Origin of the sequence: Pseudomonas sp. 8 R 14, assembly GCF_900005955.1 — a bacterium.
GTDB classification, from domain to species: Bacteria; Pseudomonadota; Gammaproteobacteria; order Pseudomonadales; family Pseudomonadaceae; genus Aquipseudomonas; species Aquipseudomonas marginalis.
In genome coordinates, this window is sequence record NZ_CVTH01000058.1 from 265,732 (window position 1) to 278,206 (window position 12,475).

The window sequence follows — 12,475 nt, forward strand, 5'->3', positions numbered from 1 at the left end:
TACATGTGTACGTAGGAGTCCTACTCAGTCCAGCTCGAATCGCACGCAAAAAAAGACCCGCCATCCGTAGGACGCGGGCCTTCTTTTAATTCATCGAGCGCTCAGCGCCCGGCGAATCACTTATTGAGGTTGTAGTCTTTTTCCGCCGCATCAAAGCGCTCGACCATACCGGCTGTCGGTGCGCCCAGCTTGCTTACGAAATAGATGGCCAGGCTGGCGAAGATGAAGCCAGGGATGATTTCGTAAAGGCCCAGCAGTTCGAAGTGCTTCCACACGATCACGGTGATCGCGCCGACCAGGATGCCGGCCAGTGCGCCGTTGCGGGTCATGTTTTTCCAGATCACCGAGATCAGCACCACAGGGCCGAACGCAGCGCCGAAACCGGCCCAGGCGTAGCTCACCAGCCCCAGGACGCGGTTGTTCGGGTTGGCGGCCATGGCGATGGCGATCAGGGCAACCACCAGCACCATCACGCGACCGATCCACACCAGCTCAAGCTGGGAGGCGTTCTTGCGCAGGAACGCTTTGTAGAAATCTTCGGTCAGGGCGCTGGAGCACACCAGTAGTTGGCAGCTCAAGGTGCTCATCACGGCGGCGAGGATGGCCGACAGCAGGACACCGGCAACCCATGGGTTGAACAGGATTTTTGCCAGTTCGATGAACACACGCTCAGGGTTTTCGGTGACGGGACCGGCGACCTCAGGGTGCGCCGAGAAGTAAGCGATACCGAAGAAGCCCACCGCCACGGTACCGGCCAGGCACAGGATCATCCAGGTCATGGAGATGCGACGCGCCTTGGCGATCGACTTCACCGAATCCGCCGCCATGAAGCGCGCGAGGATGTGCGGTTGACCGAAGTAACCCAGGCCCCAGCCCATCAACGAGATAACACCGATGAAAGTGGTGTTTTTCAGCATGTCGAAACTGGTCGGGTCCTTGGCTTCAATCGCCAGGAACGTAGTGTCCACACCGCCGGTGGCCAGCAGCACAATGATCGGCGTCAGGATCAGCGCGAAGATCATCAGCGTGGCTTGCACGGTATCGGTCCAGCTCACGGCCAGGAAACCACCGATAAAGGTGTAGGCAATAGTCGCTGCAGCACCGGCCCACAGCGCGGTCTCGTAGGACATGCCGAAGGTGCTTTCGAACAGACGGGCACCGGCCACGATGCCGGAAGCGCAGTAGATGGTGAAGAACACCAGGATCACCACCGCAGAGATGATCCGCAGCAGACCGCTTTTATCTTCGAAACGGCTGGAGAAGTAATCCGGCAGCGTCAGGGCGTCACCGTTGTGCTCGGTCTGTACCCGCAGGCGACCGGCCACGAACAGCCAGTTGAGGTAGGCACCGACGATCAGGCCGATGGCGATCCAGCTTTCCGACAGGCCGGACATGTAGATCGCGCCCGGCAAACCCATCAACAACCAGCCGCTCATGTCGGAAGCACCGGCGGACAAGGCTGTCACCACGCTACCGAGGCTGCGACCGCCCAGGATGTAATCGGAAAGGTTGTTGGTGGAGCGATAGGCCATCAGGCCGATCAGCACCATTGCTGCGATGTAGATCACGAATGTGATCAGGGTTGGATTACTTACGCTCATATGAGTGACGCCCTGGCTTTGTTTTTATGTAGCGGCGGTCTGTCAGACGGCCACCCACTGGTCAGTGAGTAAACGTACCTGCGTGCCGCGCATTTATGACTGACGTTTCCCCAGGAAAGCCGCCAGCCGATGAACCAAACCCTAAAGTCGGTTGCACCTTGGGCGCGAATGCTATTCAACAAAGTAAATAAGGTGCAACCAGTTTCTTGGGAATAAGTTGCACCCAGGTGTAAAACACAAAAAACACTGGTTTTTTGCTCCTTTTCGGAGCAAGAACAGCCGATCTCAGAAGCAAATGCACCAAGCCGAAGCAGATTCCGTCGACGGCCGATTTTTTCCGATCATGCGTCGAAAAATTCATCAACAAAATGGGTTGCACCCGGTTGCACCTCTCCCTGAGCAAAGCTAATCTTGCCGCCAGCTGATGCCACTCGGTAGTGGCACCCATGAGGATAAGAAAATGGCTACGACCACCCTTGGGGTCAAACTCGACGACCCGACCCGCGAACGCCTCAAGGCGGCCGCGACCTCCATTGATCGCACGCCGCACTGGCTGATCAAGCAGGCGATTTTCAATTACCTGGAGAAACTCGAGGGTGGTGCAACCCTGACCGAGCTCAACGGCTTGAGCAGCAAGGACGCTGACGACGCAGGCGAAGTCCAGAGCGACCACGCCCACCAGTGCTTCCTTGAGTTCGCCGAGAGCATCCTGCCGCAATCCGTACTGCGCGCTTCGATCACCGCCGCTTACCGTCGCCCCGAGCCGGAAGTGGTGCCGATGCTGATCGAACAGGCCCGCCTGCCGGTGCAAATGGCCGAAGCCACCAACAAGCTCGCCGCTTCGATTGCGGAAAAACTGCGCAATCAGAAGAGTGCCGGCGGCCGTGCCGGGATTGTTCAGGGCCTGCTGCAGGAATTCTCGCTGTCGTCCCAAGAAGGCGTAGCCCTGATGTGCCTGGCCGAAGCACTGCTGCGGATCCCGGACAAAGGCACCCGCGACGCGCTGATCCGCGACAAGATCAGCACCGGCAACTGGCATCCGCACCTGGGCAACAGCCCGTCGCTGTTCGTCAACGCCGCCACCTGGGGCCTGCTGCTGACCGGCAAACTGGTCGCCACCCATAACGAAGCCGGCCTCACCTCATCCCTGAGCCGCATCATCGGCAAGAGCGGCGAGCCGATGATCCGCAAGGGCGTCGACATGGCCATGCGCCTGATGGGCGAGCAGTTCGTGACCGGCGAAACCATCGCCGAAGCCCTGGCCAACGCGAGCAAATTCGAAGCCAAGGGTTTCCGCTATTCCTACGACATGCTTGGTGAAGCCGCTCTCACCGAACACGACGCGCAGAAATACCTGGCCTCGTACGAACAAGCCATTCACTCCATCGGCAAAGCCTCCCACGGCCGTGGGATTTATGAAGGCCCGGGTATCTCCATCAAGCTGTCGGCCCTGCACCCGCGTTACAGCCGTGCGCAGTACGAGCGCGTGATGGATGAGCTGTACCCGCGCCTGCTGTCCCTGACCCTGCTGGCCAAGCAATACGACATCGGCCTGAACATCGACGCCGAAGAAGCCGACCGCCTGGAGCTGTCGCTGGATCTGCTCGAGCGCCTGTGCTTCGAACCGCAGTTGACCGGCTGGAACGGCATTGGCTTCGTGATCCAGGCCTACCAGAAGCGTTGCCCGTATGTGATCGACTACGTCATCGACCTGGCACGCCGCAGCCGCCATCGCCTGATGATCCGCCTGGTAAAAGGCGCGTACTGGGACAGCGAGATCAAACGCGCCCAGGTCGAAGGCCTGGAAGGCTATCCGGTGTATACCCGCAAGGTGTACACCGATGTTTCCTACATTGCCTGTGCACGCAAGCTGCTGTCGGTACCGGAAGTCATCTACCCGCAGTTCGCTACGCACAACGCCCATACCTTGTCGGCGATTTACCATATCGCCGGTCAGAACTATTACCCCGGCCAGTACGAGTTCCAATGCCTGCACGGCATGGGTGAACCGTTGTACGAGCAGGTAGTAGGCAAGGTTTCCGAAGGCAAGCTGAACCGTCCGTGCCGCGTGTACGCACCGGTCGGCACTCACGAAACACTGCTGGCCTACCTGGTGCGTCGGCTGCTGGAAAACGGCGCCAACACCTCGTTCGTCAACCGCATCGCCGACCAGTCCATCTCGATCCAGGAGCTGGTGGCCGATCCAGTGGCCAGCATCGAGCAGATGGCGACGCTGGAAGGCGGCTTCGGCCTGCCGCACCCGCGTATCCCGCTGCCCCGTGACCTGTACGGCAGCGACCGTGCCAACTCGGCCGGTATCGACCTGGCCAACGAACACCGCCTGGCATCGCTGTCCTGCGCCCTGCTGGCCACTGCCCACAACAACTGGAAGGCCGCGCCGATGCTCGGTTGCGCCGCCAGCGATCAAGCGGCGGCACCGGTATTGAATCCGTCCGACCTGCGTGACGTGGTCGGTCACGTGCAAGAAGCCACCGTCGAAGACGTCGACAACGCGATCCAGTGCGCCATCAGCGCCGGGCCGATCTGGCAGGCCACCCCGCCCGCCGAACGCGCCGCGATCCTGGAACGTGCCGCCGACCTGATGGAAGGCGAGATCCAGCCGCTGATGGGCCTGCTGGCCCGCGAAGCCGGCAAGACCTTCGCCAACGCCATCGCCGAAGTGCGTGAGGCCGTGGACTTCCTGCGCTACTACGCGGTACAGGCTCGCAACGACTTCACCAATGACGCCCACCGCCCATTGGGCCCAGTGGTGTGCATCAGCCCGTGGAACTTCCCGCTGGCGATTTTCAGTGGGCAAGTGGCTGCCGCACTGGCCGCCGGTAACCCGGTCTTGGCCAAGCCAGCCGAACAAACCCCGCTGGTGGCTGCACAAGCCGTGCGCATCCTGCTCGAAGCCGGTATTCCCCAAGGCGTACTGCAATTGCTGCCGGGCCAGGGTGAAAGCGTCGGTGCGCGCCTGGTGGGTGATGATCGCGTCAAGGGCGTGATGTTCACCGGTTCCACCGAAGTCGCGCGCCTGCTGCAACGCAATGTCGCCGGGCGCCTGGATGCCCAGGGCCGTCCGATCCCGCTGATCGCCGAGACCGGCGGCCAGAACGCGATGATCGTCGATTCCTCGGCGCTCACCGAGCAGGTGGTCATCGACGTGGTGTCCTCGGCCTTCGACAGCGCCGGTCAACGTTGCTCGGCCCTGCGCGTGTTGTGCCTGCAGGAAGATTCGGCAGACCGCGTGATCGAAATGCTCAAGGGCGCCATGGCTGAATGCCGCCTGGGCAACCCGGAACGCCTGTCGGTGGACATCGGCCCGGTGATCGACGCCGAAGCCAAGGCCGGCATCGAGAAACACATCCAGGCCATGCGCGACAAAGGCCGCAATGTGTACCAGGTGGCGATTGCCGACGGTGAAGAAATCAAGCGCGGCACCTTCGTGATGCCCACCCTGATCGAGCTGGAAAGCTTCGACGAACTGCAACGGGAGATCTTCGGCCCGGTGCTGCACGTGGTGCGCTACAAGCGCAAGGAGATCGACCAGCTTATCGGCCAGATCAACGCGTCCGGCTATGGCCTGACCCTGGGCGTACACACCCGTATCGACGAGACCATCGCCAAGGTGATCGACAACGTCAATGCCGGTAACGTCTATGTGAACCGCAACATCGTCGGTGCCGTGGTCGGCGTGCAGCCGTTCGGCGGCGAAGGCCTGTCGGGCACAGGCCCGAAAGCCGGTGGTCCGCTGTACCTGTACCGCTTGCTGTCAACCCGTCCTACCGATGCGATCGAGCAATCCTTCGTACGTGGCGACAAGCTGGCGGCACCGGATGTACGCCTGCGCGACGCCTTGAGCCAACCGCTGACCGCCCTGAAAACCTGGGCCGACAGCAATAAGTTCAGCGAGCTGAGTGCGCTGTGCAGCCAGTTCGCCGCGCAGTCCCAAAGCGGTATCACCCGTCAATTGGCCGGCCCGACCGGCGAGCGCAACAGCTACGCCATCCTGCCTCGCGAGCACGTACTGTGCCTGGCGGACGTGGAAGGCGACCTGTTGACTCAACTGGCGGCGGTATTGGCGGTCGGCGGTTCGGCGGTATGGCCGGAAACCGACTTGACCAAGGCCGTGTTCCCACGGTTGCCGAAGGAGATTCAGGCGAAAATCAAGCGCGTGGCCGACTGGAGCAAGGACGAGGTGGTGTTTGACGCCGTCCTGCACCACGGCGATTCCGACCAACTGCGTGGGGTGTGCCAGCAAGTGGCGCAGCGTGGCGGGGCGATTGTCGGGGTACATGGTTTGTCTCAGGGCGAGACCACGATTGCCTTGGAGCGCCTGGTGATCGAACGTGCGTTGAGCGTTAACACCGCTGCTGCCGGCGGTAATGCCAGCCTGATGACCATCGGCTAACTGAATGTGGGAGGGGGCTTGCCCTCTCCCACATTTGATCGCATTTCAATTCCCCTCCCCGCGTTCTGCCTCTTCATCACCCAGATCAATCTTGCTATCCAGTCTTTATTCGCGCACTTAGACTCAGGCCAATTCCCCAAAGGTAATCCGCCATGTCCGAGACGCTGCTCAGTTCCCGCAATCTGGCTTTCGAGCTGTACGAAGTCCTCGATGCCGAGGGCCTGACCCAGCGCGAGCGGTTTGCCGAGCACAACCGCGAAACCTTCGATGCGGCCATCAGCACGGCCCGCAACATTGCCGAGAAGTACTTCGCACCACACAACCGCAAGAACGACGAGAACGAACCGCGTTTTGAGGACGGCAAGGCGATTCTGATTCCGGAAGTGAAACCGGCGGTGGATGCGTTCCTTGAAGCCGGTTTCCTCAATGCGGCCCGCAGCTTCGAAGCCGGTGGCATGCAGTTGCCGACCCTGCTGTCCCAGGCCTGCTTCGCTCACTTCCAATCCGCCAACGCGGCCTCGACGTCCTACCCGTTCCTGACCATGGGCGCCGCCAACCTGATCGAAAGCTTCGGCACCGAGGAGCAAAAACAGCGCTTCCTGCAACCAATGATCGAAGGCCGTTTCTTCGGCACCATGGCCCTGACCGAGCCCCACGCCGGCTCATCGCTGTCGGATATTCGTACCCGCGCCGAGCCCGCGGCTGACGGCAGCTATCGCCTCAAAGGCAACAAGATCTTCATCTCCGGCGGCGACCACCCGCTGTCGGAAAACATCGTGCACATGGTGCTGGCCAAGCTGCCGGACGCGCCCGCCGGGGTGAAGGGCATTTCGCTGTTTATCGTGCCCAAATTCCTGGTCAACGACGACGGCAGCCTCGGCGCGCGCAACGACGTGCTGCTGGCCGGGCTGTTTCATAAGATGGGCTGGCGTGGCACCACGTCCACGGCACTGAATTTCGGCGATAACGGCAACTGCGTCGGCTATCTGGTGGGTAAACCGCACCAAGGCCTGAGCTGCATGTTCCAGATGATGAACGAGGCGCGCATCGGTGTCGGCATGGGCGCGGTGATGCTCGGTTACGCCGGTTATCTCTATTCGCTGGAATACGCCCGCGAACGCCCGCAAGGCCGCTTGCCCGACAGCAAGGACCCAGGCACCGCGCCGGTCTCGATCATCCAGCACGCCGATATCAAGCGCATGCTGCTGACGCAAAAAGCCTACGTCGAAGGTGCCTTTGACCTGGGCCTGTACGCCGCGCGGCTGTTCGATGACACCACCACACTGGAGACCGAGGCCGAACGCAAACAGGCCCATGAACTGCTGGACCTGCTCACCCCCATCGTCAAATCCTGGCCCTCGGAGTTCTGCCTCAAGGCCAACGAACTGGCGATCCAGATCCTCGGCGGCCATGGTTATACCCGCGAATACCCGGTGGAGCAGTATTACCGCGACAACCGCCTGAACCCGATCCACGAGGGCACCCATGGCATCCAGTCCCTGGACCTGCTGGGGCGCAAGCTGGCGCAGAACGGCGGCGCGGGCCTGAAGCAACTGATCCGGCTGATCGCCGACACGGGCGCGCGGGCACAGGAATATCCAGGCCTGACGGCATTGAGAGAGCCGTTGGAGCACCTGGTCAGCCGCCTGCAAAGCGTGACCATCGGCCTGCTGACGGATCTCGCCCAGGGCAAGGTCAACAGCAGCCTGGCGAACTCGGCGCTGTACCTGAAGGTATTCGGGCATACGGTGATTGGCTGGCGCTGGCTGGAACAGGCGATTCGCGCCGAAGAAGGGCTGGCCAAGGGCAATGTGGCCGATGTCGCCTTCTATCAAGGCAAGCTCCAGGCCGCCCGGTACTTCCTGACTTGGGAGATTCCGGGCTGCCATCATGAACTGGTGATTCTGGAGGCACGGGATGATACGTGCCTGGGCATGCAGGATGAGTGGTTCTAGGGCTGGATCGCCTTGGAAATCACCTCGACCGTGGCGCTGACTTGCTCTTGGTAACGGTCGAGTTCCTGCTGGTGAGCCTGCTGCATTTCGATCTGCTCGGCGCACAGGTTCAGCGCCGCCAGCACCAGTAGCTTGTCACCGATCAGGGTCGGGTACTTTTTCTTGGTGGTGGCCAGGGAGGCCTTGAGCATGGTCACGGCGTGCATCAGGGTTTTATCTTCCCCCGCCGGGGCCTTGATCGAGTAATCCTCTCCGAGAATCGAAACGACCTTTATCCCTTCATTCATGCGCTGACAGGGCCTGCGCTCACGCGCTCAACCAGCGCCTGGATACGTGCTGCGGTGGCGCCGTGCTTTTCTTCCTGCTCCATCAGGTTCAGTTGCAGGCTGTCGTTCTCATCCTTGGCGCGAGCCAGTTCGGCCTTGAGGGATTCGTTGCTGCCCAGTAGCTCCTGATTCTGCTGTACCAGGTCGCTGACCAGTTGTTCCAGTTGGCTGAGGGATGCTTCTAACATTTTGATTTCTCGGGCTTTTTCAAAGGGCGGTGACGATAAAGAAAATTCACCTCGGATGCCAGGGTTATCCCTGGCGCGCAGCCCGTTTTTTAAGGGCCGGGCCACGCTTTCGAGCCTTAGTGACTGCATTTCCCCCATCTGGTTCCTGAATCCGCGCAACCCCTCGTCAGATGCGACAAAAACGCACAGCCCCCTTTAGACTTTAGTCGTATGCCCGATAGAGAGGCACACCCCGTCTCATGACCGCACGGATTGCGCCTCTCCCAGGATTTCCGCATGTCGCTTCGTAATATGAATATCGCTCCGAGGGCCTTCCTCGGCTTCGCGCTTATTGGCGCGTTGATGTTGTTTCTAGGCGTGTTCGCCCTGAACCAGATGAGCAAGATCCGTGGCGCCACTGAAGACATTACCTTGTCCAGCGTGCCAAGCATCCGCGCCCTGGACGAGTTCACCCAACTGACCCTGCGCCTGCGCGTGCTGTCTTACCGCTTGCTGACCAACCGCGAGCCGGATGTGCAGCAAAAGACCCTGGAAGCCTTCGAACTGCGCAACCAGCAGATCCGCACCGCCCAGGGCGTCTACGAGAAACTGATTGAAAGCAGCGAAGAACGTAGCACCTACAACGAATATGTAAGCCTGCTGGGCCAGTACCATCAGATTGAAGAGCGCATGAAGAGCCTGTCACGGGCCAACCAGATGGATGAGCTGCGCAGCCTGCTTAACACCGAATTGCTGAGCAACTCCGAGCAGGTCAACGCCGTGCTGACGCGCCTGCTGGACCTCAATAACAAGATGGCCCTGGCCACCAATCAGGAGGCCGAAGACCAATACAACACGGCCTTCAACCTGGTCGTGGGCCTGCTGGTGATCGCCACGCTGCTGACCCTGCTGTTTGCCTGGCTGCTGACCCGCAGCATCACCCTGCCGATTTCACAGGCACTGGAAGCGGCGGAAGAAGTCGCCGAAGGCAACCTGACACGGCCGATCAAAGTCGACGGCAACGATGAGGCCGGGCGCCTGCTCGCCGCCATGGCCAAGATGCAGGACAAACTGCGCGACACCCTGCAACGCATCGCCGGCTCCGCCACCCAACTGGCTTCCGCCGCCGAGGAACTGAACGCCGTCACCGACGAAAGTGCCCGTGGCCTGACCCGGCAAAACAACGAAATCGAGCAAGCCGCCACCGCCGTCAACGAGATGACCAGCGCCGTTGAAGAAGTCGCACGCAATGCGGTGAGCACCTCGGAAGCCTCGCGCAACGCCACCACGTCTGCTGGCGACGGCCGCGACCTGGTGCAGGAAACCGTCAGCGCCATCGAGCGCATGAGCGGCGATGTGCAAGCAACCGCCACCCTGATCGGCGAACTGGCCAATGAGTCGCGCGATATCGGCAAAGTGCTGGACGTGATTCGCGGCCTGGCCGACCAGACCAATTTGCTGGCCCTGAACGCGGCGATTGAAGCCGCGCGCGCCGGTGAAGCCGGTCGCGGGTTCGCGGTGGTCGCCGATGAAGTGCGGGCCCTGGCCCATCGTACCCAGCAGTCCACCAGCGAGATCGAGCGGATGATCGGCAGTATCCAGGCCGGTACCGAGCACGCGGTGGACTCGATGCGCAACAGCACCGAGCGGGCGGAGTCGACGCTGAACATCGCCAAAGGCGCAGGGATGTCGCTGGACACCATCAACACGGCGATTGTCGAGATCAACGAGCGCAACCTGGTGATCGCCAGCGCTGCGGAAGAACAGGCGCAGGTGGCGCGGGAAGTGGACCGCAACCTGGTGAACATTCGTGATCTGTCGGTGCAATCCGCTACGGGCGCCAGCCAGACCAGCGCCGCGAGCAGCGAATTGTCACGCCTGGCGGTAGACCTGAACGGGATGGTAGGCCGCTTCCGCCTCTAACGCCCTGCACTGGCTAAAATGTGGGAGGGGGCTTGCCCTAATGCCGGTCAGTTAAGGCTTTTTGTAGGAGCGAGCTTGCTCGCGAAAAACGCCCAGGCAACGCGTTCATTCTCGATAAGCGCGGTGGCCCTGAGTTCTTCGCGAGCAAGCTCGCTCCTACAGTGAATCACTTTCGCTTAACTGAACGGCATTAGGGCTTGCCCCTCCCAAATTTAGTTATGCGTGAATCAGAAAAAGCTTTTTGACAGCACCGCAATTCAACAGGTTAGAATCCCTGGCACGCAGACTGCATGGTCAGTTTGCGTCCCGTCTTATTTGCCCATGGAGTACTGCCTTTGAATGCGACGACCATCAACAGCCTGTTCTTGATCGGCGCGTTGCTGGTGAGTGCGAGCATTCTGGTGAGTTCTCTTTCCTCGCGCCTGGGTATCCCGATCCTGGTGATCATCCTGGCCGTGGGCATGGTGGCCGGCGTCGATGGCGGCGGCATCATTTTCGACAATTACCCGACTGCCTACCTGGTGGGCAACCTCGCGCTGGCAGTGATCCTGCTCGACGGCGGCTTGCGTACACGGGTGGCGAGTTTCCGCGTGGCACTCTGGCCGGCATTGTCCCTGGCCACGGTGGGGGTGTTGATTACCACCGGCCTCACCGGCATGGCGGCGGCCTGGCTGTTTGACCTGAATATTATCCAGGGCCTGCTGATCGGTGCGATTGTCGGCTCGACCGACGCCGCAGCGGTGTTCTCGCTGCTGGGCGGCAAGGGCCTGAACGAACGGGTGACCGCCAGCCTCGAGATCGAATCCGGCAGTAACGACCCGATGGCGGTGTTCCTCACCGTCACCCTGATCGACATGCTCGCCAGCGGCCAGACCGGCCTGCACTGGAGCCTGCTGACCCACCTGGTGCGCGAGTTCGGCATCGGTGGCATCGTCGGCCTCGGCGGCGGCTGGCTGATGCTGCAAATGGTCAACCGCATCAACCTGGCCACCGGCCTGTACCCGATCCTGGTGATCGCCGGCGGCCTGTTCGTGTTCGCCCTGACCAACGCCTTCCATGGCAGCGGCTTCCTCGCCGTGTACCTGTGCGGCCTGGTGATCGGCAATCGCCCGGTGCGTAGCCGCCATGGCATTTTGCATATGCTCGACGGCATGGCCTGGCTCGCGCAGATCGGTATGTTCCTGGTGCTGGGCCTGCTGGTCACGCCCCATGATTTGCTGCCGATTGCCCTGCCGGCCCTGGGCCTGGCGCTGTGGATGATCCTGTTTGCGCGGCCGCTGTCGGTGATGGTCGGCCTGCTGCCGTTCAAAGCCTTCCATGGCCGTGAAAAGGCTTTTATCGCCTGGGTCGGCCTGCGCGGCGCGGTGCCGATCATCCTGGCGGTGTTCCCGTTGATGGCCGGCCTGCCCCATGCGCAGCTGTACTTCAACCTGGCGTTCTTTATCGTGCTGGTGTCGCTGCTGGTACAGGGCACCAGCCTGCCGTGGGTGGCCAAGCTGCTCAAAGTGACCGTTCCGCCGGACCCGGCGCCGATCTCCCGCGCAGCCCTGGAAGTGCACGTCACCAGCGAGTGGGAGCTGTTCGTCTACCGCCTGGGCGCAGAAAAATGGTGCATCGGCGCGGCCCTGCGCGAGCTGAAAATGCCCGAAGGCACGCGCATCGCGGCCCTGTTCCGTGGCCAGCAACTGCTCCATCCGTCGGGTAGTACGGTGCTGGAAGTCGGCGATCTGCTCTGTGTGATCGGCCATGAACACAACCTGCCGGCCCTGGGCAAACTGTTCAGCCAGGCACCGCAACGCGGCCTCGATTTGCGCTTCTTCGGCGACTTCGTCCTCGAAGGCGACGCCCAGCTGGGCGCGGTTTCAGCGCTGTATGGCCTCAAGCTCGAAGGGATCGACCCGGACATGCCGCTGAGCCGCTTCATCACCCAGAAAGTCGGCGGCGCGCCGGTAGTGGGCGACCAGGTGGAGTGGAACAACACCATCTGGACCGTCGCGGTCATGGACGGGAACAAGATTGGCAAAGTCGGCGTCAGATTCCCCGAAGGAAGTCGCCCGGGCCCCGGACTCTTCCTCTAAACTGCGGGGCG

At 61.5% G+C, this 12,475-nt stretch carries 7 protein-coding genes and 1 pseudogene; 5 read left to right on the top strand and 3 right to left on the bottom strand.

Annotation, left to right across the window (positions count from 1 at the left end; translation table 11 throughout):
* Positions 1–116: 116 nt before the first annotated feature.
* On the bottom strand, positions 117–1,601 hold the full coding sequence (gene putP, locus BFQ01_RS13655; protein WP_065925680.1) for a sodium/proline symporter PutP: 1,485 nt from the start codon (positions 1,599–1,601) through the stop codon (positions 117–119).
* A 460-nt stretch (positions 1,602–2,061) separates the two neighbouring features.
* Here putP and putA point away from each other — a divergent pair, with 460 nt between their 5' ends.
* Together putA and BFQ01_RS13665 are read left to right on the top strand one after the other, a co-directional pair.
* A complete protein-coding gene (gene putA, locus BFQ01_RS13660) occupies positions 2,062–6,015 on the top strand; it encodes a trifunctional transcriptional regulator/proline dehydrogenase/L-glutamate gamma-semialdehyde dehydrogenase (protein WP_065925681.1) in 3,954 nt (1,317 codons plus the stop codon).
* Positions 6,016–6,167: 152 nt separating this feature from the next.
* Entirely contained in the window at positions 6,168–7,970 is a 1,803-nt protein-coding gene (locus tag BFQ01_RS13665) for an acyl-CoA dehydrogenase (protein ID WP_065925682.1), read from the top strand.
* On the opposite strand, the gene BFQ01_RS13670 is transcribed toward BFQ01_RS13665, so the two are convergent.
* Together BFQ01_RS13670 and BFQ01_RS13675 are read right to left on the bottom strand one after the other, a co-directional pair.
* On the bottom strand, positions 7,967–8,257 hold the full coding sequence (locus BFQ01_RS13670) for a cell division protein ZapA (RefSeq protein WP_017526490.1): 291 nt from the start codon (positions 8,255–8,257) through the stop codon (positions 7,967–7,969). The two genes, BFQ01_RS13665 and BFQ01_RS13670, sit on opposite strands and share 4 nt — an antisense overlap.
* Complete coding sequence (locus BFQ01_RS13675) at positions 8,254–8,484, bottom strand: hypothetical protein (RefSeq protein WP_003187970.1); 231 nt, start codon at positions 8,482–8,484, stop codon at positions 8,254–8,256. The genes BFQ01_RS13670 and BFQ01_RS13675 overlap by 4 nt, the downstream gene beginning before the upstream one ends.
* Before the next feature lie 291 nt (positions 8,485–8,775).
* Between BFQ01_RS13675 and BFQ01_RS33335 the strand changes: the two are divergent.
* From BFQ01_RS33335 to BFQ01_RS13685, 3 genes and pseudogenes are all read left to right on the top strand, one after another.
* Positions 8,776–9,531: pseudogene (locus BFQ01_RS33335) on the top strand (MCP four helix bundle domain-containing protein); the annotation flags it as partial.
* A complete protein-coding gene (locus BFQ01_RS33340; RefSeq protein WP_370671258.1) occupies positions 9,523–10,386 on the top strand; it encodes a methyl-accepting chemotaxis protein in 864 nt (287 codons plus the stop codon). The pseudogene BFQ01_RS33335 and the gene BFQ01_RS33340, both read left to right, overlap by 9 nt.
* 335 nt (positions 10,387–10,721) lie before the next feature.
* Positions 10,722–12,464, top strand: a complete 1,743-nt coding sequence (locus tag BFQ01_RS13685; RefSeq protein WP_027604969.1) for a potassium/proton antiporter — start codon at positions 10,722–10,724, stop codon at positions 12,462–12,464.
* Positions 12,465–12,475: the final 11 nt, after the last annotated feature.

Bases quoted from the DNA above. Each gene is read 5' to 3' on its own strand.
- BFQ01_RS13670 (WP_017526490.1), bottom strand. From the start codon at position 8,257: ATGAATGAAGGGATAAAGGTCGTTTCGATTCTCGGAGAGGATTACTCG.
- BFQ01_RS33340 (WP_370671258.1), top strand. From the start codon at position 9,523: ATGCAGGACAAACTGCGCGACACCCTGCAACGCATCGCCGGCTCCGCC.
- putP (WP_065925680.1), bottom strand. From the start codon at position 1,601: ATGAGCGTAAGTAATCCAACCCTGATCACATTCGTGATCTACATCGCA.
- BFQ01_RS13665 (WP_065925682.1), top strand. From the start codon at position 6,168: ATGTCCGAGACGCTGCTCAGTTCCCGCAATCTGGCTTTCGAGCTGTAC.
- putA (WP_065925681.1), top strand. From the start codon at position 2,062: ATGGCTACGACCACCCTTGGGGTCAAACTCGACGACCCGACCCGCGAA.
- BFQ01_RS13675 (WP_003187970.1), bottom strand. From the start codon at position 8,484: ATGTTAGAAGCATCCCTCAGCCAACTGGAACAACTGGTCAGCGACCTG.